We start from the raw sequence: 22,444 nt of genomic DNA on the forward strand, positions 1-22,444 counted from the left end.
GGTTCGTGATGATCCCATGGAGAACGACCCGATGAGCGACACGCCGCCCGCCACCTCGGCTCCCCATCCAGAGGAGATGCGCGCCGAGGTGGAGGTCCGCCTCGGCCCGGCCGGCACGCTCCGGGCCACGGCGCGCGCGACCCCCGCAGGCCTGGTCGCGGTCGGCTTCCTCGTCTCCGCCATCCTGCTGTCCATCGCGGTGCTCGTCCGCACCGCGCGCGCTCGCCACTAGGGCATTCAGCCGGTCAGCGCCTGCTCCGTCCCCAGAGCGGCCAGCACCGCCCGGCGCAGCCCCTCGAGCTTGCGCTCGTTCTCCATCTTCAAGCCGAAGAGGTCTTTCACGTAGAAGACGTCCACAGCCCTCACGCCATAGGTCGTGACATGGGCTGAGGCGATCTGCACGCCCTGGCCGGAGATCGCGGCGGTCACGTCGTGCAGCAGCCCCGGGCGGTCGCGGCCGTTCACCTCGATGACCGTGTGGGTGTTGCTCGCGTGGTTGTCGATCACCACGCGCGGCGGCACCGTCACCGCCCGCAGGCGCGCGGGCTCGCGCTTCACCTTGCTGATCTCGTCGTTGATGCGCATCCGGCCCGACAGCGCCTGCTCGATCATGACCGAGAGCCGCGCCAGGCGGTGCGGCGCGTCCAGCGCGCCGCCGGCGGCGTCCTGCACCCAGAAGGTGTCGAGCGCCATGCCGTTCGTCATGGTGTGGATGCGGGCATCGACGATGGAGGCGCCGCCCACCGCGAGCGCCCCCGCAATCTGGCTGAACAGGCCGGGATGGTCGGCGGTGTAGACCGTCACTTCCGTCACGGCACGGTCCTCCAGCACCTCGGTCCGCACGGTCAGTGGCGCGCCGGTGGCCTCGGCCTCGCGGATGAGGGCAGCGTGGCGGGCATGCGTGTCGGGATCGAAGGAGAGCCAGTAGCCGGGATAGCCGAGGGCGAGGAAGTGCTCGACCTCCGCCTGCGGGCGGAAGGAAAGGGCCGCTGCCGCGGCCTCGCGCGCGCGGGCCACGCGCACGTCGCGCTCGGGCACCGAGAGCCCGCCCGCCAGCACCTCGGCCACGCGCCAGTAGAGCTCGCGCAGCAGGGTGGCCTTCCAGCCGTTCCAGACCTTCGGCCCGACGGCACGCATGTCGCAGACGGTGAGCACGAGCAGCAGCCGCAGCCGCTCGGGCGACTGCACGACCTCCGCGAGGTCGAGGATGGTCTTGGGGTCGTCGATGTCGCGCTTGAAGGCGGTCTGACTGACGAGAAGGTGGTTCAGCACGAGCCAGGAGACCGTCTCCGTCTCCTCCGGCGAGAGGCCGAGGCGGGGACACAGCTCCTGCGCAATGCCGGCGCCGATCTCGGAGTGGTCGCCGCCGCGGCCCTTGGCGATGTCGTGCAGCAGGATCGCGGCGTAGAGCGCGCGGCGGGACTGCAACTGGCCAACGAGCTCGGAGGCCACCGGCGCGATCGTGTCCAGCTCCCCGCGCTCGAGAGCGTTCATCACGCCCACCGCCTCGATCGTGTGCTCCTCGACGGTGAAGACGTGGTAGGTGTCGAACTGCATCAGCCCGACGATGCGCGCCCATTCGGGCACGAGGCTGGACAGCACCCCGGCCTCGTTCAGCGCCCGCAGCCAGCGCGCGCTGTTCTTGCCGACCAGGATGTCCAGGAAGAGCACGTTGGCCGCCGCCTGCCCGCGCAGCCGCGTCGCGTAGCGCGCGTTGCGAATGAGCGCGCGGAGGCCCAGCGGGTGGATCTCCAGGCCCCGGTCGCGCGCCGTGCGGACCAGCCGCAGCATGACGGCCGGGTCGGACGCGATGTCGTGGTCGGGCGCGAAAAGGATCTTGCCGTCGGCGAGCGTCAGCCCCTCGCGCTTCATCGTCGCGTCCGGCGCAGGCTGGAGCGCGGGCATGCCGAGCGCCGCGCGCTCGATCGCGGGCTCCAGCAGCCGCTTGAGGCGCACCACCTCCCGCGCGGTGAGGAAGAGGTGCTTCATGAAGCGTTCCACCCCGTCCTGCTTGCCGTGGCGGGTGTAGCCCATGCGGGCGCCCACCACGGGCTGCAGGTCGAAGGTCAGCCGCTCCTCGGCGCGCCCCGTCACGTAGTGGAGGTGGAAGCGGACGGTCCAGAGGAAGGACCAGGCGCGGCGGAAGGCCCGCGCCTCCTGTGCTGTCAGCAAGCCGCCGCCGGGGCTGTCGGGCCCGACGAGCTGCCACATCTTCTCGACGTCGAAGGCGTAGCGGGCGAGCCAGTACATCGTCTGGAGGTCGCGCAGGCCGCCGCGGCCCTCCTTGATGTGCGGCTCCACGAGATAGGGGCTGTCGCCGTAGCGCGCGTGCCGCAGTCCGCGCTCGATCTGCTTGGCGTGCAGGAACTGCCCGAGCCCCCACTCCGCCCGCGCCTTCGCATAGGCGGCGTGGAAGCCGTCGTAGACGGCGCGGTCGCCCTCCAGGAAGCGGGCGTCGAGCAGTGCCGTCTGCACGGTGGTGTCCGCCTTTGCGTCCACCAGGCACTCGGCGATGGAGCGCGTGGCATGGCCGACCTTCACCCCGAGGTCCCAGAGGAGATAGAGCATGAACTCAACCACCTGCCGCCCCGGGGCCTCCAGCGGCGCCTCTGAGACGAAGAGGAGGTCGATGTCGGAATAGGGGGCGAGGGTGCCGCGCCCGTAGCCGCCGGTGGCGGCCAGCGCGAAGGGCGGTGCCTCCACCGGCACCCCGGTGGCGACGAGGCTGTAGCGCATGATGGCCGCGATCAGCCCGTCCATCTCGCTGGCGAGGGCCCGCGCGGCGACCAGCCCCGCGAGGTTCTCCCGCTCGAAGCGTTCCTGCATGCCGCCCTGGATGCGGCTGAGATGACGGCGCAGAGAGGCCAGCGCCACGTCCCGGGACGGTGGCGGCGAGGACCCAAGCCCTTCTAGCCCCGCCCCGTCAAACCCGAACTGCGGCACGTAGGGTGCTTCGGCGGTGCCGAGGGCAGCGGTGTTCATCCGACGGAAGATAAGGAGTCCTTCTGCGGTGCAACAGCCATCCCGTGGCCGGGCAGGAGCGATTTCAGCCGGTACAGCGCCTCCAGCGCCTCGCGTGGCGCCATCGCATCAGGATCGAGCCCTTCCAACGCTGTAATGAGCGGGTCCGGCTCTACCCCTGGTTGCGGCCTGGGCGGGGCCCCTGCGGCGAAAAGGGGCAACTCGCCGGAAAGGGGGTCCAGCCCCCGCGCCCGTTCCTCCAGGGAGGCCAGCACCGTCTCGGCCCGCCCCACCACCTCCCGCGGGACACCCGCCAGGCGGGCGACGTGCAGGCCCCAGGACCGTTCCGAGGCGCCCGGCCCAACCAGGTGCTGGAACACGACCTGCCCGCGGTGCTCCCGCACCTTCATGGCGGCCGGCGCCAGTTCCGGCAGCTTGCCGGCCAGCGCCGTCAGCTCGTGGAAATGGGTGGCGAAGAGGGTGCGGGAGCGGAGGCGGTCGTGCAGCGCCTCCAGCACTGCCCAGGCGATGGCGAGGCCGTCCCAGGTGGCCGTGCCGCGCCCGACCTCGTCCAGCACCACGAAGGAGCGGGGGCCGGCCTGGTTCAGCACCGCCGCCGTCTCGCTCATCTCCACCATGAAGGTGGAGCGCCCGCCGGCGATGTCGTCCGCCGTGCCGACGCGGGAGAAGAGGCGGTCCACCAGCCCGATCCGGGCGGATTCCGCTGGAACGAAGAGGCCGGCCTGGGCAAGCACCACCATCAGCGCGTTCTGGCGGAGATAGGTGGACTTGCCCGCCATGTTCGGCCCCGTCAGCAGGCAGAGCCGGCGACCGGGGGAGAGGTCGGCGTCGTTCGGCACGAAGGCGGGGCCGCGGTTGCGGCGGAGCGCGGCCTCCACCACGGGGTGCCGGCCCTGGGTGATGCAAAAATCTGGGCGGGAGGGGATTTCCGGCCGGCACCAGCCGCCGCCCGCCGCTAGCTCGGCCGAGGCCGCGTGCACGTCGATTTCCGCCGCAGCGCGGGCCGCGGCGGCGATGCCCGCGGCGGCGTCGAGGCAGAGCTTACGGAGGTGGCGCACCACCATCGCCTCCCGCCGCGCCGCCTCGTCCCGCGCCTGGGAGAGCTTGCGGTCGAGGTCCGAGAGCGCCCCGCAGGTGAAGCGGTGGGCATTGGCCATGCTCTGCCGATGGACCGGCGCCATGGGGCCGGGCGCGGGCTTGGCCCGCAGCAGCGTCTCCCCCGCCGCCGCCGGCACCTCGGCCAGGAAACCGAGCTGCTGGTGGTGGCGGATCTTGAGGCTGGCGACCCCCCAGGCCTGGGCGAGGTCCATCTGCAGCGCGAGGATCGCCCCGCGAGCGTCGTCCCGGAGGCGCCGCAGGGCGTCCAGCTCCCCATCGTAGCCGGCGCCGACGATGCCGCCGTCCTCCAGCCGGGCCGGCAGTTCGGCCGCAAGGGCGCGGGCGAGTTCCGCGCGGGGTGACCCATCCGGCACCAGTGCCCCGAGGGCCGAGAGCAGCAGGGGCGGGACGGGGGGCACGCCGGCGGCTTCGGCGATCGCGGCCCGCATCGCCTCCGCCCGCGCCAGCCCGTCGCGCAGCGCCGCGAGATCGCGCGGGAAGAAGCGCTCCACCGAGAGGCGGCCGAGGGCGCGGGCCATGTCCGGTGCGCCGCGCAGCGCCTCCCTCAGCCCCGACCGCACGGAACCGGCCGCGAGGAGGAAGGAGACGGCGTCGTGCCGCGCCGCGATCGGCGCCTCTTCCGCGAGCGGCGTCGAGAGCCGGGCAGCCAGTTCCCGCGCCCCCGCGGCGGTCAGGGTGCGGTCCACCGCGCCCAGGAGGCAGTCCTTGCCCCCGCGCTCGGCGCGGAGGATTTCGAGGCTACGCCGCGTGGCGGCGTCCATCCTGAGCGTGCCTTCGCCGCCCCTGCACTCCGGCGGGGCAAGGCGGGGCAGGGTGCCGCCGGAGGTCGCGCGCACGTAGTCGAGCGCCATGGCCAAGGCCGCCGTCTCGCCCTCGGTGAAGCCCCCGAAGGCCGCGAGGCTCGCCACGCCCCATGCCTCGGCCGCGACGCGACCGCCATCGCGAGGCGGGGCCGTCTCGCGCACCGCGCCGCCGAGCGGGGTGAGGAGGTCGCCGGCGGTGAGGGACTCGGGCGCCAGCACCTCCGCTGGCTCCAGTCGGGCCAGCAGGGCGCCCAACTCGGCGGCCACTAGGTTTTCGGTGCAGACCTGGCCCGTGGAGACGTCCAGCCAAGCGGCGCCGACCCGCTCCCCACCCTCGGGTGCCAGGGCCAGCAGCCAGGAGGGGCGGGGGCCCTCCAACAGCGCCTCCTCCGTCACCGTCGCGGGGGTGACGACCCGCACCACCTCCCGCCGCACGGCGGGGGCCTTGCGGGCCTTGGCGGCCTCGGGCGTCTCCATCTGCTCGCAGATCGCGACGCGGTAGCCGCGGCGGATGAGGCGGGCGAGATAGGCCTCCATTGCGTGCACGGGCACGCCCGCCATGGGCACGGGCCGCCCCGCGTGCTCGCCCCGGTGGGAAACGGCCAAGCCCAGCGCCTCCCCGGCCGTGACCGCGTCGGCGAAGAACAGCTCGAAGAAATCGCCCATGCGGAAGAAGATCAGCGCGTCCGGATGCGCGGCCTTGGCGGCGAACCACTGCGCCATGGCGGGGGTGGCGCCTTCGGCACGGGGGATGCTGTTAGGCGACGGCGGGACGGCGTTCATGACCCTCAGTCCTAAGTGCGGCGCGGGGTTCGGTCCAGCGCTTGCAAAGCCCCGCAAGGCGGGCGCAGGTTTTCGGCAAGGGGCCGGCAAAGGACCCCGCTGGAGAGAACCGGATGGATCGTCGAAGCCTTCTTCGCAGCGGCGCGGCCCTGGCCGCCGGCGCGTTCGCCCCAAGGCTGGCCGCCCCAGCCCTGGGCCAGGACATGCGCGCGGCGACGCTCCGCTTCGTGCCGCAGGCGAACCTGACGAGCCTTGATCCTGTTTGGACAACCGCGACCGTCACCAGCAACCACGGCTACTACGTCTTCGACACCCTCTACGCGGTGGACGCCGCAAACCGCCCCCGCCCGCAGATGGCCGAGGGGCACGAGGTGCTTGACGACGGCCGCCGCTGGCGCTTCCGGCTGCGGGACGGCCTGCGCTTCCACGACGGCGAGCCCGTGCGCGCAGCGGACTGCATCGCCAGCATCAAGCGCTGGTGCGTGCGCGACCCCTTCGGCCAGCTCCTTGCCCGCGCGGTGGCGGAGTGGCGCGTCGTGGATGACCGGAGCTTCGAGGCCCGGCTGAACCGTCCCTTCCCGCTGATGCTCGACGCCCTGGCCAAGCCGGACGCCAGCGTCTGCTTCATCATGCCCGAGCGCCTGGCGAACACCGAGGCGACCCGCGCCATCACCGAGATGATCGGCTCCGGCCCCTATCGTTTCGTGGCGGGCGAGTACAATTCGGGCTCGCGCGTCGTGTACGAGAAGTTCGACGGCTACGTGCCCCGCCAGGAGGCACCCGAGCGCGCCTCGGGCGGGAAGATCGCGCGGATGCGGCGGATCGAGTGGAGCGTCATCCCCGACGCTTCCACCGCCGCGGCGGCCCTGACGAACGGCGAGATCGATTGGTGGGAGCGGCCGCTGTCGGACCTTCGCCCCGTGCTCACCCGTAACCGCGAGATCCGGCAGGAGATCCTGGACGTGGAGGGGCGGCTCGCGCTCATGCGGCTGAACTGCCTCCAGCCGCCCTTCGATGACGTGCGGCTGCGCCGGGCGGTGCGGCTTTCCGTCATTCAGGACAGCTACATGCGCGCCGCCCAGGGGGACGACACCTCCCTCTGGAGCGAGACGCGCAGCCTTTATCCCCGCCGCACGCCCTATTACCGCGACAACCCCGACCTCATGCCCGGCAGCCTCGACGCCGCGCGCGCCGCGCTGAAGGAGGCCGGCTACACCAATGGCAAGCTCGTCATTATCAACCCCACGGACTTTCCGGATATCGGGCCGCTCGGCCAGGTGACCAACGATGCGCTACGCCGCATCGGCATGAACGTGCAGCTGGATGAGAGCGACTGGGGCACGGTGATCCAGCGCCGCAACTCGCGCGAGCCGGTGGAGCGCGGCGGCTGGAGCATCTTCCACACCACCGGCTCCTCCAACACCTATGGCAGCCCCGCCATGTCCCCGCTCATCCGCGGCCAGGGCGAGGCCGGATGGTTCGGGTGGTGGAAGAGCGAGAGGGCGGAGGCGCTGACGGCGGAGTGGATGGACGCGCCGGACGACGCGGCCCGCGCGCGCACCGCGGAGGCCCTCGGGCGGCTCGCGCTGGAGGAGGTCGCGACCATTCCGCTCGGCCAGTTCACCATCCGAACCGCCTTCCGCCGCAACCTGACGGATTTTCTCGAGGGCAGCACGCCTTATCCCTGGAACATCCGTCGGGTCTGATGCGCTTCACGCTTCGCACCCGGCGGGGCATAACGCCGCCAGAGCGGGAGAAATAGCCATGGACGACGCGCGCCGCACCGGAAACGGGGATTCCCGGACCGCCCGCATCACCCGGGAAGAAGCCCTGGCGATGCATGCCGAGGGCAAGCCCGGCAAGCTGGAGATCCGCCTCACCAAGCCGCTCTCGACCGCGCGCGACCTCTCCCTCGCCTACTCGCCGGGCGTGGCGGAGCCCTGCATCGAGATCCATCGGGACAAGTCCCTCGCCTATGACTACACGGCCAAGGGCAACATGGTGGCCGTCATCTCCAACGGCACGGCGGTGCTCGGCCTCGGCGACCTCGGGGCGGTGGCCAGCAAGCCGGTGATGGAGGGCAAGGCGGCGCTGTTCAAGCGCTTCGCCGAGGTGGACTCCATCGACCTCTGCGTCGATACCTCCGACGTGGACGAATTCGTCAACTGCGTCCGCTTCCTCGCACCCTCCTTCGGCGGCATCAACCTCGAAGACATCAAGGCCCCCGAGTGCTTCGTGATCGAGCAGCGCCTGCGCGAGATCATGGACATCCCGGTCTTCCACGACGACCAGCACGGCACCGCCATCGTCGCCGCCGCCGGGCTGATCAACGCCTGCCACCTGACCGGCCGTGACCTCCGCGAAACGAGCCTCGTCATCAACGGCGCCGGCTCCGCCGCCATCGCCTGCGCGGAGCTGCTGCGCGCCATGGGGATGCGCCCGCAGAACATCGTCATGTGCGACACGAAGGGCGTGCTCTACCGCGGCCGCACCGAGGGCATGAACCAGTGGAAGTCGGCGCACGCCGTTGACACCAGCGCGCGCACGCTGACCGAGGCGCTCTCCGGCGCGGACGCCTTCTTCGGCCTCTCGAAGAAGGGCGCCGTGACGCCGGACATGGTCCGCGCCATGGCCGACAAGCCCATCATCTTCGCCATGGCCAACCCGGATCCCGAGATCACGCCGGACGAGGCGAAGTCCGTCCGCCCCGACTGCATCGTGGCCACCGGGCGCTCGGACTACCCGAACCAGGTGAACAACGTCCTCGGATTTCCCTTCATCTTCCGCGGCGCGCTGGACGTGCGTGCCACCACGATCAACGAGCCGATGAAGATCGCTGCCGCCCACGCGCTGGCGATGCTGGCGCGCGAGGACGTGCCGGAGGAGGTGGCGGGCGCCGGCGGCGGGCTCGGGCTCCGTTTCGGCCCGGACTACATCATCCCGCACGCCTTCGACCCGCGGCTGATCTCCCGCGTTTCTCCCGCCGTGGCGAAGGCCGCGATGGAGAGCGGCGTCGCGCGCAAGCCGATCACGGACATGCAGCGCTACGCCCGTGACCTCGCGCAGAAGCTGGATGCCGCCGGTGGGGCGCTGGAGGCCATCACGGAGCGCGTTCGCCACAATCCCCGCCGCGTTGTCTTCGCGGAGGGCGAGGAGGAGAAGACGATCCGCGCGGCCATCGCCTTCCGCAATGCGGGCTACGGCACGCCCGTACTCGTCGGCCGAGAGGAGCGCGTGACGGCGACGGTCGCGGCACTGGGCATTCCGCTTCCCGAGGGGATCGAGATCCACAACGCCGCGCGCTCGGACAGCAATCACCGCTATGCCGAGTACATCTACGGCCGCATGCAGCGGCGCGGCTTCCTCTTCCGCGACGCCCAGCGCGCGGTGAACCTCGACCGCAACGTCTTCGCTGCCTGCATGGTGGCGCTCGGCGACGCTGACGCCATGGTGACGGGTACGACCCGCTCCTACTCCGCGGCGCTGAAGCAGATCACTCTCGCGATCGACCCCGCACCCTCCTCCCAGGGCGGGGAGGGCGTGCTCTTCGGCCTGACGCTGATGCTGACCCGCCGCGCCGGCACCGTGCTGATCGCCGACACCACCATCCACGAGCGGCCTGACGCCGAAACCCTGGCCGAAATTGCCGTGCAGTCCGCGGCCCAGGCCCGGCGCCTCGGGTTGGAGCCGCGCGTCGCCTTCCTCTCCTTCTCCACCTTCGGCGACCCGCGGGGCAGCGTCATCCCGGAGACCGTGCGCCACGCGGTGGAACTGCTCGATGCTCGCGGCGATGTCGGCTTCGAGTACGAGGGCGAGCTGGCGGCGGACGTGGCGCTCGATCCCTCGCTGCGCGCGCTCTATCCCTTCTGCCGCCTGACCGGGGCGGCCAATGTGCTCATCATGCCCGGCCTGCACGCGGCCAATATCCTCAGCAAGGCCGCGCCGCGCCTGACCAGCGCGACCACCATCGGGCCGCTGCTCATGGGTCTGTCCAAGCCGGCGCAGATCCTGTCCATCGCGTCGGGGGTGAACGGCATCCTCGACATGGCCTGCCTCGCGGCGCACGACTCGCTGCCGAGGTAGGGGACGGCGTTGGTGACTTCGGGGGAGAGAAGGAATTCTCCCCCGGGCCCGTCGAAGGCAGGGCCTTCGACCATCTTTTTCTTTCTGTTTGGGCGCTGTGCGGAAGCGGTTACCGCCGGCTCTCTCCGATATCCCACCAGAGACCGGCCATGAGGCCGAGGCCTTCGCGGAAAAGCGTGCCCAGCCCGTGCTCGTCCGGCCCGTGCTGGCCGCAGCCGCCGTAGGAGTGGGGAATCCAGATCACCGGCACGCCGAGTTCCTGCTTGAAGAACTCGGAGGGGCCGGAGGCGCCGATGGTCGGGATGACGTTGGGCTGGCGGCCCACCGTGCGGGCGAAGGAGGCCTCCACCGTCCGCACCCAGGGATCATTCGGGTCGGTGCGGGAGGCGAGGAACATGTCGCGCTCCGTCACCGGCACGACCTCCACTTCGGGGAAGCCCTGGGCATCGAGATGGGCGCGGAGGGCGGACACGACCTGCGCGCCGTCCACGTCCACGGTGTGGCGAAGCTGGATGCGGGCGCGGGCGGTGCCGCCGACGGCGTTCACCGGGCCCTCCGGCTGGCCGGAGATGCTGGCGAGGACGATGGCGCTGCTCCAGGCGTAGATGCGCTCGGCGTTGGAGAGGCCGGGCTCGCCCCAGTCGGGTTCGGGCACGGGGGCGCCGGGCTGGGGCTCGCTGATCACGGCGCGCGCGGCGGCCGTCACGGCTTCGGGCACATGGGCGGGCGTCCAGCCGGGCACGAGGATGCGGCCGTCGCGGGAGATGATGGAGGCGATGGCGTGGGCCATGATCACGCCGGGGTCCTTCAGCAGCCCGCCCCAGTGCCCGGAATGGTGCCCGCCCTCCCGCAGCGAGATCACGAGGTCCATCGCGATCCCGCCGCGGGTGCCGAGCATGATGTCGGGCACGACGCGGGAGACGCGGGGGCCGTCGAGGGCGATGAAGACATCCGCCGCCAGCAGGTCGCGGTGCGCCCGGATGAAGGGCAGCAGGCCCGGCGATCCCGCCTCCTCCCCCGTCTCCACCATGATCTTCGCGTTGAAGCCGAGGCGGCCGCCGCGCTCGTCCATCACGGCGCCCATGGCGTCGATGCCCAGCAGGTGCTGGCCCTTGTTGTCCACGGTGCCGCGGCCGTAGATCCGGTCGCCCTCCACGGTGAGCTTCCAGGGATCAAGGCCCGGCCGCCAGCGTTCTGGCATGGCGCGCACCACGTCGCCGTGGCCGTAGAACAGCACCGTGGGAAGGGCGGGGTCCTCGATGCGGGTCGCGACCAGCACGGGGCCGTGGATCGGCTCGGGGTTGTCGATCACCTGCGTCTCGAATCCCAGCACCGAGACCATGGGGCCGAGCACCTGGTGGCAGTAGCGCTCCAGCTCCGACTTCCGCTCGGGCGGGTGGCTCTCGGTCTGCACCGCGACCAGGCTGGCCAGCCGGTCGAGGAAGGTGCCGTCGTCGTATTCGCCCTGCGCGCGCGCGATGGCGCCGTCCCTCGTTCCCGTCACGTCCGCTCCCCTGAGTTTGCGCCTACGGCGCCGTCCGCACGGCGGAGATGCTGAGCATCTCGTCCACCCGCGGCTCGAAGGTCAGCCCGCGCCGGGAGGCGAAGGTGGCCTTCTGGATGTAGAGCGGCGCGATGGCGACATCTTCCATCGCCATCCGCACCGCGCGCTGCAACAGCGGCTCCCGCGCCGCCGGGTCGGGCGTGCGCCCGGCTTCGTCCAGCACCGCCTCGAAGGCAGGGTTGTTGTAGCGGCGGTTGGTCCGCGCCTCGTCCCGCAGGTTGAGGATGGAGCGCAGCGGATAGGAGGCCTCGCTGGTCACGGCGGTGCCGCCCATCAGCGAGGCCGTGAACTCCTGCCGCCCCTGACGTGCGGAATAGGTGGTCCAGGGCTGGGCATCGACGACCGTCTGCACGCCGATGCGCTGCCACATCTGGCCGATGGCCTGCAGCACGCGGGCGTCGTTGGGGTAGCGGTCGTTCGGCCCGTGCAGGGTCAGGCGGAAGCCCCCGGGAAACCCTGCCTCGGCCAGCAGGCGGCGGGAGGCGGCGGGGTCGTAGGCCGGCAGCAGGCCGGGCACGTAGCCGCTCAGGCCTTCCCGGACGAGCTGGGCGGAGGGGACGGCCGATCCCTCCATCACGCGCTCGGTGAGGGCGTTGCGGTCGATGGCCATCGAGAGTGCGCGGCGGACGCGGAGGTCGCGGAGCGGGTTGGCCGCGAGCTTCTCGCCGTTGAGCCCGGTGGCGAAGGGTGTCTCGTCTCGCAGGCTGTCGAGGTGGAGGAAGACGATGCGTAGCCCGACGGTCTCCTCCAGCGCGAGGCGCGGGTCGGCGCGCAGGCGGGCAAGGTCGGCGGTCGGCACGCCGTTGATCACGTCCACGTCGCCGGAGAGGAGGGCGGCGGTGCGCGCGGCGGCGTTGCGGATGGTGCGGTTCACCGCCCGCTCCCAGTGCGGGCGCGGGCCCCAATAGGTCTCGTTCCGCGCCAGTTCCACCCGCTCTCCCGGCGTGAAGGAGACGAGGCGGTAGGGACCGGTGCCGATGGCGAGCCGGCCCTCGTTGAAGCCCGCGGTTGTCGCGCCCTCGTGGATGCGGCGGCTGAGCATCCCGACCCAGGCGAGGTTCGCGGGGACCAGCGGGTCCGGCCCTTTGGTGTGGAGGCGCACGACGAGGGGGCTGACCACCTCCACCCGCGCGATGCTGGCGGTGAAGATCACCAGCGACCCTGGGGAGTTCGGCACCTGGGGCACGCGGTCGATGGTGAAGGCCACGTCGTCGGCGGTGAAGGGCGTACCATCTTGGAAGGTGACGCCCGGGCGGAGGCGGAACTCCCAAATGTCGGGCGCGACGGGGGACCAGGCTTCGGCCAGGGCCGGGCCGATGCTGCCATCGGCCCGCATGGCGGTGAGACCGTCGAAAATCTCCCGCGTCACCTCGATGATGGGGGTCGCGGTGTAGAAATGCGGGTCGATGCTGGTGACGGTGGCGTTGTTGCCGAAGGTCAGGGTCTGCGCGCGCGGCGCGGTGGCCGCGAGCACGAGGCTTATGGCGATGGCCAGCCGGCGAGCCCAGCGCATTCCCCGGTCCTTCCTCGTTCGGGCTCTCAGGCGATCGCGTGAATCGCGTCGGAAAGGGTGCCGATCAGCCGGTCCACATGCGGCTTCTCGATGATCAGCGGGGGCGAGAGCGCGACGATGTCGCCGGTCACGCGGACCAGCACGCCGTCGTCGAAGCAGCGGCGGAACACGTCCATGGCGCGCGCACCCGGCTTGCCCTCGCGCGGCGCCAGCTCGATCCCCGCGATGAGGCCGAGATTGCGGATATCGACCACGCCGGGGGCGGAACGGAGCGAGTGCGCCGCCTCCTCCCAATAGGGCTCGATGGCCCGCGCCCGGCCGGGCAGGTCCTCCTCGCGGTGGAGCGCCAGCGTCGCGATGGCGGCGGCGGAGGCGAGAGGGTGGCCGGAATAGGTATAACCGTGGAACAGCTCGATCCCCGCCGGCGAGCCCTCCACCACAGCCTCGTAGACGGCGTTGGAGCAGGCGACGGCGCCCATGGGCACGGCGGCGTTGGTCAGGCCCTTGGCCATGGTCATGATGTCCGGCACCACCTCCAGCCGCTCCGCCCCGAAATCGGTGCCGAGGCGCCCGAAGCCGGTGATGACCTCGTCGTAAATCAGCAGGATGCCGTTCTTGTCGCAGATCTCGCGCAGGCGCTTGAGGTAGCCCTTGGGCGGGACGAGCACGCCCGTGGAGCCGGCGACAGGCTCCACCATGACGGCCGCGATGGTGTCGCCGTGCAGGGCGACGAGATCCTCGAGCTTGTTCGCCAACTCCGCGCCGTGCTCGGGCATGCCCTTGGTGAAGGCGTTGCGCGCGGGATCGTGGGTGTGCGGCAGGTGGTCCACATAGGGGAGCATGGCGCCGAACTGCTTGCGGTTGCCGCCGATGCCGCCCACCGACATGCCGCCGAAGCCGACTCCATGATAGCCGCGCTCCCGCCCGATGAGGCGCACGCGCTGGGACTGGCCGCGGGCCTTCTGGTAGGCGAGGGCGATCTTCAGCGCCGTGTCCGCGCTCTCGCTGCCGGAATTGGTGAAGAAGACCCGGTCGATGCCCGCGGGCGTCATCTCCGCGACTCGCGCTGCGGCCTCGAAGGCGATGGGGTGGCCGAGCTGGAAGGTGGGGGCGAAGTCCATGATCGCGGCCTGCTTCTGGATGGCCTCCACGATCTCCCGCCGGCCGTGGCCCGCATTGCAGCACCAGAGGCCGGCCGTCCCGTCCAGCACCTCCCGTCCCTCGGGCGTGAAGTAGGACATGCCCTCGGCGCGGGCGAGCATGCGCGGGTTCGTCTTGAAGTAGCGGTTATCGGAATAGGGCATCCAGAACGAGTCGAGGTCGTTCGGGCGCGGCGGGGACATGCTGTTCATGGGGGCACCTTTGGGCGTGGGCGCAGGATGGCCCGGCCTGGGCGGTGGAAACAAGGCGTGTAACTGGAAAATGCTTGATTTCCTATATTAGGAACTTATACACTGGTGTGGTGATCCGAGGTCCCCTTCACCGCAGGAGCCCCACCGCATGGCACTATCGCTCATCCCCGTCGCGGCCGCCCTCGTGCCTGACATCCTGCGTCTGGTGGCCGCCGATCCCGCTGGCCTCCTCGCGGCCGCGGCTGCCGAGGCCGTTCACCAAGCGCTCGGTACCGCCGACCCGGTGGCCGCCCGCGCGGCCCTGGCCGCAGATCCTGGGCGGGCGGCCGCCCTCCGTGCCCGGTTGGCGGAGATTGCCCTGCAAGGTGCCCGTCTTGCGGCCGAGACCAGCCCGCCCAGGGAGGGGCGCCGGAGCGCGGCTTTCCCTGCCGGTCTCCAATCGAGCCGGGAAGGGGCTGCCATGACACGGGGCGGGGGGGCGGCCTGGGGACCCGTCACCGTCTCCGCCCTCGTGGTGCTGGGCTTCTTCTCGGTGCTGGCGCTGCTGGTGAGCCTCAACCCGCCGGCCGAGGGCGGCCCCCGCTTCGACCCGCAGGTGGCAAGCGTGATCAACATCACCGTGGGCACGCTGGGCGCCGCCTTCGCCGCAGTGGTGAATTTCTGGATCGGCTCCTCCCAGTCCTCCCGCAACAAGGACGCCCTGGTGGGGCGGCTGCAGGAGGTTCAGCTGCAGGCCCGGCTGCAGGGCCCGCCCTCGCCCCCGCAGGGCGCCGCCGTTTCGGCCGACCCGCCGGCCCCGGCGCTTTCCCTCGTCTCGCTTATCGCGCAGCGGCCGGCTGAGGACCGCTTCGATGCCTGTCTGGACCATGTGCTGGCGGCGGAAGGGGGCTTCGTAAACCATCCGGCCGATCCCGGTGGCGCCACCAATCTCGGCATCACCCGCCGTATCCTCTCTGACTTTCGCGATGCTGAGGTGACCGAGGCGGATGTCCGCGCCCTGACCCGGGCAGAGGCACGCGAGATCTACCGGGCTCGCTACTGGATCCCGATGCGCTGCGCCGAACTGCCCCCCGGGGTGGACCTAATGGTCTTCGACTTCGGGGTGAACGGCGGGCCTGGCCGCAGCCTTCGCCTCCTCCAGGGAGGTGTCGGGGTGAAGGCGGACGGCTCAATCGGCCCGATCACCCTCGCTGCGGCCCGGGCCTGCCGCGGAGCGGAGCTGATCGGCCGGCTCGCGGAGGGACGGATGGCCTACTACCGCGGCCTGGATGGGTTCCAGACCTTCGGCCGAGGCTGGACGCGCCGGGTAGAGGGCGCCCGGCAGGCGGCCCTGAGGATGTCGGCAGGGGGGACTTCCGCGACGGCGATGAGCGCGGGGTCGGCAGAGAGCCTAGCGGCCTGAGCCGCTCTACAGGTGAGGCGGTCGCCCGTCAGGGGTTCCCCCCGGCGGGCGGCTGGGCTATTGAGCCCGTGGGGACCCGTAGCTCAGCTGGATAGAGCGTTGCCCTCCGAAGGCAAAGGTCGCACGTTCGAATCGTGTCGGGTCCGCCAGAATGCCCAGCTCCGCGCCGCCCGTGTTGCCGGGCCTCGCTTGCTCGCGGTGTGAAATGGCAGCCTGGGCGCCTGGTTCAGGAAACCGTAACGAGATCACGTTACGGTCAATCATGAACTTGCGTTCCCCCACCTATTTCATTCGGCCCGGGTTTTCGACAGGAATACAGTACCGGACGAGCGGAGCGGGAGCGGCATGCTTGATCTAAGTGCCATTTTGTTTACCACAATTCTGTGTGTCTTTATCGCCGTTCGCGCCGTGATTCTGGACAGCAAAATTCCCTGGTTCAGCCAGCCGCAGCCCGAAGAGATGCAGAGGAAGACACAGGAAGTGGATGAGGGCTGGCGCCGGAAGCACGCGCGCACGGCCGGCGCCGCGCGCGGGGAGAGATAAGGCCCCATGCTTCGCAGCGTCTATCTGACCCTCATCTATATCGCTTTCGTCACGCTCGGGGTGGCCGCGCCCTTCGTGTTCAGCCTCGGCTATGTCTGGGTCGATACATTCACGCCGCAGAACGTCGCCTACTCGATCCTTCCCTCGATTCCGGTCTCGCTGATCATGGCGCTTCTGGCGATCGGCGGCTACGTGATCATGGACCGCCGCGATCCGCCGGGCATCTCTCTCATCCTCGTGCTCACCGTGCTCTTTGCGGGCTGGGTGACCTTCACGACCGCCGTGCTCGCCGTCTCGCCCTGGTCAGCCTGGACGAAGTGGAATTGGGCGGTGAAGACGATCCTCTTCTCCGCTTTTATCCCCTACGTCTTCCGCTCGCGCGTGCAGATCGAAGCCTTCCTCCAGATCTACCTCTTCTCACTGGCGATCCACGTCCTGCCCACCGGGTTGAAAACCATTATCAACGGCGGCGGCTACGGCATGGCCCTCGGCGTGGTGAGCGGCAATTCCGGCTTCGCGGAGGGAAGCACCCTCGCGGCCGTCGCCCTGATGCTGCTGCCGATCATCCTCTACCTGCGCAACCACACCATTCTCGTGCCGAAGCATCCGATCACGAACCTGATGTATATCGGCCTCGCGGTCGCGACCATTACCTGCGCGGTTGGCACCTACGCCCGCACCGGGCTCATTGGCATGCTCGTCGTCGGCACCGGGCTGTGGCTCCGCACGCGGCATAAGGTGACCTACGGCCTGATGGGCGCGGTGGCGGGGGCAGCACTCGTCTTCTTTACGTCGAGCGCCTGGAACGAACGGATTTCCACAATCAACGACTACAAGTCCGAAGGCTCGGCCCTCGGGCGCATTCTCGTTTGGAAGTGGACCCTCGACTTTGTTGCCCACAACCCGCTGGGCGGCGGGTTCAACTCGTATGAAGTGAACGAGATCCGCTTCCCTGCCGCGGATGGCGGGTTGGAGGACGATGTTTTCAGGGGCAAAGCCTTCCACAGCATCTACTTCGAGGTGCTGGGGGAGCATGGTTGGCCGGGCCTCGCCCTCTTTGGCGCGCTGATCGTCACCGCCTTCCTCTCGCTCCAGCGGACCTCGCGATGGGCGAAGAAGACGCCGGGAATGGAGTGGCTGCGAGAACTTGCCTACGCCTTGCAGGTCTCCCTGATTACGCTGCTCGCCTGCGGTTCCTTCATCGGCGTCGCCTTCCAGCCGATGCTTTACTACATGTTCGCCCTTTCGGCCTGCCTCGCCCACCATGTCCAACGGCTGAAGAAGGGGGCGGCGGACGCGGCAAAGCAGCAGCGCAGCTGGCGGGATCGGCCCGCCCTGCCGAAGCCTGCCGGCCCTGCGCTGCCCGAGCCGGCGGTGGCCGCAGGCGGCGGCTGGCGCGCGGCGCCCGCGGCCAAGGGACTGGCGGGCGGACCCGCCTACAAGCCGCCCGCCCCCGCCCGCCAGCCGGGCTGGCGCAACCGCCCCGCAGCGGGAACCGCGACGCTCGCCGCCACCCCCGCCCTGGTGGGGTCCCAGGATGCCGGCTGGCGCGGACGGGCCGCGCCGGCGAGAATGGAAGGCGACCTTCCGGTCAAGGGTTGAGAGCCCGGCCCTCCCTCAGCGGGGGCCGGGCTGCGTCGAGGCACCTGAACCGGGCAGGGGGCGGCTTCGCAGCAGGGCCTGCACGGCCTGCTGCCCCGGCCGCTCGACCAAGCGGTAGAGAACGACTGACAGGACCCCGGTGACGAGCACATAGGTGCCAAGGATCGCCAGCAGCGGCGTGTCGGGGCCAACGATGAGAAACTTGACCCAGTCCTTCACGAAGTAATGCACGAGATAGGTTGAGTAGGAGATGTCGCCGAGCCGCTCCAGCACCGGCACCCGGAGCGCGCGCGCCAGCGGGTTGTTCTCGTCGGTAAGAGCGTAGATCAGGCACAGGAAGCCCGCGGGCATGACGGCGTAGTCCGGCACCGGCAGCATGGCATAGGCCGCGAAGAGGGCGAGGGCGAGGCCCGCCGCGATCCCGCTCCGCCACGGGCCGCGCGCCGGACAGAGAGTGGTGAAGTGGCAGAGCAGTACGCCCGTCTGGAATTCGATCAGGCAGCGCATCAGCCCGAGGCGCGGGATCTCGCCGCCGAGTTCCCCGCCATTTGCCGCCGTCAGCACCGCGAGAAGCACGAGCAGCAGGATCGCCCCGCCGACGACGAGAACCCGCCTGCGATAGGCCGGGACGAGGAGAGGGGTGAGGATCGGGAAAACGAGGTAGGAGAACCACTCGGTGCTGATCGACCAAGCCGGTATGTTCCACCGGATGTCGTCCGTCAGGCCCCAGTTCTGCACGAGGAAGAGGCTCATTACGTAGTAGGCAGGGTCGTAGCGGTGATCGACCGTACCCAGGGTCGAGAAGAACTTCAGCGCGATAGGGTTCGCAAGAAAGACGAGCATCATGAAGAGGTGCAGCGGGTAGATCCGCGCGAGCCGCAGCAAGAGGAAGCGGATGCTGTCTCCGAGGCGGAAGGTCTCCATCCGGCTGGCGTAGTTGAGGGCGATGACGAAGCCGCTCAGCTCGAAGAACAGGTCCACCGCAAGGTAGCCCTTGGCGGTGAAAGCCTGGATGGCCCAGGGCGTGCCCGCGGGGAAGAACTCCCGGAAATGGTAGAGCACCACCCACCAGGCCGCGACGCCGCGCAGCGAGGTGAGCGCGTGAATCGGTCTCACTCTGCTCAAACCGTGACTCCCGTGCCGGGGTTGGAGCCGGCCCCCGATCCGGGTCCGGCGAGGCGACGCGCCCTCTCGGCCAGAGAGGCAGAACGCATGCGGGCGAGCTCGTTGCAAGAGCGCACGGCCGCGTATCGTCCCCACCTGGGACCGCCAGCCGTCCCTCGGCTACTAGACGCCGGGCTCGAGGGCCGTCAGGTTGCGCCCCGTCGCGCATCGCGACCTGGCACGAAGAGGTGTGGGAGCCCGAATGCTGCGCGTGCTCACCATCTCCACGCTGTTCCCGAACGCCGCGCGACCGACCTTCGGTGTCTTCGTGGAGCAACAGACCCGCGCCCTCGCTGCCCGGCAGGGGGTGGAGGTTCGCGTAGTCAACCCGATCGGCCGGCCCCCCTTTCCACTCGACCTACACCCCCACTACCGGCCCCTGCGCAACCTGCCGGCCGAGGAGAGCTGGAAGGGTGTCCGCGTCGCGCGGCCGCGCATGCTGACGATCCCGGGTCTCAGCGGGCGCTTCAACCCGGCTCTCCTGGCCCGGGCAGCCCGCCCCGTGATCGCGCGCTGGCGGGACGAGGGCTTCGCCTTCGACGTGATCGACGCCCAGTTCTTCTATCCCGACGGCCCTGCCGCCGAGCGGCTGGCAGCAGAGTTCGGGGTGCCGCTGCTGGTCAAGGCGCGGGGCGCTGACATCCATTACTGGGGCGCACGCCCTGGCTGCCGGAAGGGGATCATGAGGGCCGCTGCCCGGGCCGGCCGCCTCCTCGCTGTCTCGCAGTCCCTCGCGCGGGACATGGCGGGCATGGGCATGGATGCCGCCAAGATCGCCGTGCACTACACCGGCTGCGACCTCGAGCGCTTCCGCCCGGGCGACCGCGCGGCAGCGAAGCGCAACCTTGGCGTGACGGGGCCGCTGGTGGTGAGCCTCGGGTCGCTCATCCCGCGCAAGGGACACGAGCTGGTGATCGAGGCCATGGCGGAGGTCGAGGGCGCCACCCTCCTCGTGGTGGGGGAAGGGCCGGAGCGCGACCGGCTGGAGCGCCTCGTCCGCCAGCGCGGGCTGGAGGAGCGGGTGCGGCTCCTCGGCAATCGCCCCCATGCCGAGCTGCCGGGAATCCTGGGGGCCGCCGACGTCATGGCCCTCGCCTCCAAGAGCGAGGGGCTGGCCAATGCCTGGGTCGAGGCGCTCGCCTGCGGCACCCCGGTCGTGACGCCGGACGTGGACGGGGCCGCGGAGGCCATCGACCGCCCGGCGGCCGGCCGCTTGCTACGTGAGCGGACGCCGACGGCGATCGCCGCCGCCATCCGGGACGTCCTGGCCGACCCGCCCCCCCAGGCCGCCGTGCGGGAGAGCGCGGAGCGCTTCAGTTGGGAACGAAACGGTCGGCAGCTGCACGAGCATCTGTCGCATCTGGCTGCCACGGCTCCTGCCCGCTGAAGGGCTGCGGGCGCGCGTGGTCGAGCGATGCGTGCCAGGCCTGGAACATCAGCAGGTTCCAGATGACGCGGTTGAACGAGTGGTTCCGGTGGAGGAAATCCTCCCAGAGCTTCCGGCAGGCGCGGACATCGAGCAGGCCGTGGCGGGCCAGCGCCGCCGGGCTCATCAGCGTCTCCGCCCAGTCGCGCAGCTCGTCGCGCAGCCAGACCTCCACCGGCGCGCCGAAGCCGCGCTTGGGCCGGTCCACCAAGGCGCGCGGCACGTGCCGGTAGAGTAGTTGCCGCAGCGGGAGCTTGCCCTCCCCGGCCGCGTATTTCGCGGCGGTGGGGAAGCGCCATGACATCTCGATGACGCGGTAGTCGAGCAGGGGGCAGCGCACCTCCAGCGAGGTGGACATGCTCGCCCGGTCCACCTTCGCCAGGATGTCGTCGGTAAGGTAGCTCGTGAGGTCGGTGAAGCCCATGCGGTCGATCGGGGTCGAGCGGCCAAGCAGGTAGCGCGGATCCTCCAGCGGGTTTGGCAGTCCGGCGGGGCTGGCGAGAAACGAATCCGCCTCGAGCGTCTGCGACACGAGCATCCGGTGGACCTCGTCCGGGTCGCCCGAACCCATCAGGCAGTCGAGCAGCCGCAGCCGGCGCGCCACGCGCATCTGCCCCAGCCGCTCTGCCGCCGGCGCCAGCCCGCCCGAGACGAGGCTGGCCAAGGCCCGCACCGGCCGCGGCAGGCCCTGCCGCCGCTCCAGCCAGTCGTTCACCGCGGCGTAGCGGGCATAGCCGGCCAGCAGCTCGTCACCGCCATCCCCGGAGAGCGCGACCGTCACTTGGCGGCGCGCGAGCCGGCAAAGCAAGGTTGTGGGCACGATCGAGTCGTCGGCCAGCGGCTCGTCGCAGACCTCGGCGATGTCGCGGATCATGTCCTGGATGTCGGCGGCGCCGAGATAGGCCTCCTCGTGCTGCGTCCCGAGATGCTCGGCCACGGCGCGCGCGTGCGGCGCCTCGTCCCATTCGCGCACGTTGAAGCCGATGGCGAAGCTGTGCACCGCGCCGGCCGAACCCTTGGCCATCAGCGCCGTGACAAGGCTCGAGTCGATGCCGCCTGAGAGGAAGGAGCCCACGGGCACGTCGGCGACCATGCGGAGCGCGACCGAGTCCCGCAGCAGCGCCTCGAACTCCTCCTGCTGGGCCGGGCGGCCGGCGGCCTGGGCGTCCAGCCCGTTTTCCGCGACGCCGCGGAGGTCCCAGTAAGGGCTGGGCTCCGGGGACTCTCGGCGCCCCGCCGCCCGAGCGTCGAGGCGCAGGATATGCCCGCCGGGCAGTTTGGAGAGGCCAGCGAAGATCGTCCGCCGCCCGACGACGTAGCCGATCTGGAGAAAGCCCGAGAGTGCCTCGGTCGAAAGGCGGCCGTCGAAGGCGGGATGGGCCCGCAGCGCCTTCAGCTCGGAGCCGAAGAGGAAGTGGCCACCCATCCAGCCGTAATACATGGGCTTCTTACCGATCCGGTCGCGCGCGAGGGAGAGAGAGTTCTCCCGCCGGTCCCAGACGGCGATGGCGAACATGCCGTTGGCACGCCCCAGCGCCCGCTCGATCCCCCACTCGTCAATGGCTTCGACCAGCACCTCCGTGTCGGAGTGCCCGCGCCAGGGATGCCCGCCGCGTGCCGCGTCGATCTCGGCGCGAAGTTCGGCAAAGTTGTAGATCTCGCCATTCATCATAGCGACGAAGCGCCCGTCGGCCGAGGCCATCGGCTGGTGGCCGGCGGGGGAGAGGTCGATGATGGAGAGGCGGCGGAAGCCGAAGGCGATGCCGCTCTCCGCATCGATCCAGGTACCGTGATCGTCTGGCCCGCGATGCGTGAGCCGGTCGCGCATCGCTTCGACGATCCCGCGGGCAGCGGCCGCGCTGCCGAAGTGTGCCGGCGACCAGAAGCCGGTCAGTCCGCACATTCAGGCCGTCCCCCCGCGATCGACCGTCCCGCGGCCCACTGATGGAAGCCTACCGGCAGGCATCGGCCGCGACCATCCCGGTCACGATCAAGCCGTCCGGAACTGGTCCGCCGCAAGCCCTGCGCCGTCGTCACTGTGGGGGTGCCGCCGGCCCTCTGCCGTGTCGGCAAGGGGCGGAGCCTGGGAGCCATCCCGCACTGCCATC

General features: G+C 70.6%; 13 protein-coding genes and 1 tRNA gene. 7 read left to right on the top strand and 7 right to left on the bottom strand.

Annotated features, from left to right (window positions below; all coding sequences use genetic code 11):
- The first annotated feature begins 31 nt into the window (after positions 1-31).
- A complete protein-coding gene (locus D9599_RS08120; protein WP_198380726.1) occupies positions 32-232 on the top strand; it encodes a hypothetical protein in 201 nt (66 codons plus the stop codon).
- 5 nt (positions 233-237) lie between these two features.
- Here D9599_RS08120 and D9599_RS08125 read toward each other — a convergent pair whose 3' ends face one another.
- Both D9599_RS08125 and mutS read right to left on the bottom strand, forming a co-directional pair.
- Positions 238-2,982, bottom strand: coding sequence for a [protein-PII] uridylyltransferase (locus tag D9599_RS08125; protein ID WP_198380727.1), 2,745 nt, complete (start codon positions 2,980-2,982; stop codon positions 238-240).
- Positions 2,979-5,687, bottom strand: coding sequence for a DNA mismatch repair protein MutS (gene mutS / locus D9599_RS08130; protein WP_198380728.1), 2,709 nt, complete (start codon positions 5,685-5,687; stop codon positions 2,979-2,981). Before mutS ends, D9599_RS08125 begins: the two co-directional genes overlap by 4 nt.
- A gap of 113 nt (positions 5,688-5,800) precedes the next feature.
- Between mutS and D9599_RS08135 the strand changes: the two genes are divergently transcribed.
- Together D9599_RS08135 and D9599_RS08140 are read left to right on the top strand one after the other, a co-directional pair.
- Positions 5,801-7,393, top strand: a complete 1,593-nt coding sequence (locus tag D9599_RS08135; RefSeq protein WP_198380729.1) for an ABC transporter substrate-binding protein — start codon at positions 5,801-5,803, stop codon at positions 7,391-7,393.
- A gap of 58 nt (positions 7,394-7,451) precedes the next feature.
- Positions 7,452-9,770: an NADP-dependent malic enzyme gene (locus D9599_RS08140; protein WP_198380730.1), complete on the top strand. Its 2,319-nt coding sequence runs from the start codon at positions 7,452-7,454 to the stop codon at positions 9,768-9,770.
- A gap of 109 nt (positions 9,771-9,879) precedes the next feature.
- On the opposite strand, the gene D9599_RS08145 is transcribed toward D9599_RS08140, so the two are convergent.
- Genes D9599_RS08145 through D9599_RS08155 form a run of 3 tightly spaced genes read right to left on the bottom strand, consistent with a single transcriptional unit; the run spans position 9,880 to position 14,190 of the window.
- A complete protein-coding gene (locus D9599_RS08145) occupies positions 9,880-11,274 on the bottom strand; it encodes a M20/M25/M40 family metallo-hydrolase (protein WP_198380731.1) in 1,395 nt (464 codons plus the stop codon).
- 22 nt (positions 11,275-11,296) lie between these two features.
- Complete coding sequence (locus D9599_RS08150) at positions 11,297-12,847, bottom strand: ABC transporter substrate-binding protein (RefSeq protein ID WP_198380732.1); 1,551 nt, start codon at positions 12,845-12,847, stop codon at positions 11,297-11,299.
- Positions 12,848-12,873: 26 nt separating this feature from the next.
- Positions 12,874-14,190, bottom strand: a complete 1,317-nt coding sequence (locus D9599_RS08155; protein WP_198380857.1) for an aspartate aminotransferase family protein — start codon at positions 14,188-14,190, stop codon at positions 12,874-12,876.
- Between the two features lie 157 nt (positions 14,191-14,347).
- Between D9599_RS08155 and D9599_RS08160 the strand changes: the two genes are divergently transcribed.
- The 3 genes from D9599_RS08160 (at position 14,348) to D9599_RS08170 (ending at position 17,746) form a co-directional block, all read left to right on the top strand.
- Positions 14,348-15,601, top strand: coding sequence for a glycoside hydrolase family 108 protein (locus tag D9599_RS08160; protein WP_198380733.1), 1,254 nt, complete (start codon positions 14,348-14,350; stop codon positions 15,599-15,601).
- Positions 15,602-15,673: 72 nt separating this feature from the next.
- Positions 15,674-15,750 (top strand) — tRNA-Arg (locus D9599_RS08165).
- 400 nt (positions 15,751-16,150) lie between these two features.
- The gene (locus D9599_RS08170; RefSeq protein ID WP_198380734.1) at positions 16,151-17,746 is read left to right on the top strand and encodes a putative O-glycosylation ligase, exosortase A system-associated; all 1,596 of its coding nucleotides are present in this window, start codon (positions 16,151-16,153) and stop codon (positions 17,744-17,746) included.
- 15 nt (positions 17,747-17,761) lie between these two features.
- On the opposite strand, the gene D9599_RS08175 is transcribed toward D9599_RS08170, so the two are convergent.
- Positions 17,762-18,862 (bottom strand): acyltransferase, encoded by a 1,101-nt coding sequence (locus D9599_RS08175; protein WP_198380735.1) that lies wholly within the window; start codon positions 18,860-18,862, stop codon positions 17,762-17,764.
- A gap of 250 nt (positions 18,863-19,112) precedes the next feature.
- Here D9599_RS08175 and D9599_RS08180 point away from each other — a divergent pair, with 250 nt between their 5' ends.
- A complete protein-coding gene (locus tag D9599_RS08180) occupies positions 19,113-20,297 on the top strand; it encodes a glycosyltransferase (RefSeq protein ID WP_198380736.1) in 1,185 nt (394 codons plus the stop codon).
- On the opposite strand, the gene asnB is transcribed toward D9599_RS08180, so the two are convergent.
- On the bottom strand, positions 20,224-22,239 hold the full coding sequence (gene asnB, locus D9599_RS08185) for an asparagine synthase (glutamine-hydrolyzing) (RefSeq protein ID WP_198380737.1): 2,016 nt from the start codon (positions 22,237-22,239) through the stop codon (positions 20,224-20,226). The genes D9599_RS08180 and asnB overlap by 74 nt on opposite strands.
- Between the last annotated feature and the right edge of the window lie 205 nt (positions 22,240-22,444).

The organism is Roseomonas sp. KE2513 (assembly GCF_016107305.1).
Taxonomy (GTDB): domain Bacteria; phylum Pseudomonadota; class Alphaproteobacteria; order Acetobacterales; family Acetobacteraceae; genus Roseomonas.

Excerpts from the sequence above, each read along its gene's own strand:
- D9599_RS08120 (WP_198380726.1), top strand. The coding sequence starts at position 32 with ATGAGCGACACGCCGCCCGCCACCTCGGCTCCCCATCCAGAGGAGATG.
- D9599_RS08125 (WP_198380727.1), bottom strand. The coding sequence starts at position 2,982 with ATGAACACCGCTGCCCTCGGCACCGCCGAAGCACCCTACGTGCCGCAG.
- mutS (WP_198380728.1), bottom strand. The coding sequence starts at position 5,687 with ATGAACGCCGTCCCGCCGTCGCCTAACAGCATCCCCCGTGCCGAAGGC.
- D9599_RS08135 (WP_198380729.1), top strand. The coding sequence starts at position 5,801 with ATGGATCGTCGAAGCCTTCTTCGCAGCGGCGCGGCCCTGGCCGCCGGC.
- D9599_RS08140 (WP_198380730.1), top strand. The coding sequence starts at position 7,452 with ATGGACGACGCGCGCCGCACCGGAAACGGGGATTCCCGGACCGCCCGC.
- D9599_RS08150 (WP_198380732.1), bottom strand. The coding sequence starts at position 12,847 with ATGCGCTGGGCTCGCCGGCTGGCCATCGCCATAAGCCTCGTGCTCGCG.
- D9599_RS08155 (WP_198380857.1), bottom strand. The coding sequence starts at position 14,190 with ATGTCCCCGCCGCGCCCGAACGACCTCGACTCGTTCTGGATGCCCTAT.
- D9599_RS08160 (WP_198380733.1), top strand. The coding sequence starts at position 14,348 with ATGGCACTATCGCTCATCCCCGTCGCGGCCGCCCTCGTGCCTGACATC.
- D9599_RS08170 (WP_198380734.1), top strand. The coding sequence starts at position 16,151 with ATGCTTCGCAGCGTCTATCTGACCCTCATCTATATCGCTTTCGTCACG.
- D9599_RS08180 (WP_198380736.1), top strand. The coding sequence starts at position 19,113 with ATGCTGCGCGTGCTCACCATCTCCACGCTGTTCCCGAACGCCGCGCGA.
- asnB (WP_198380737.1), bottom strand. The coding sequence starts at position 22,239 with ATGTGCGGACTGACCGGCTTCTGGTCGCCGGCACACTTCGGCAGCGCG.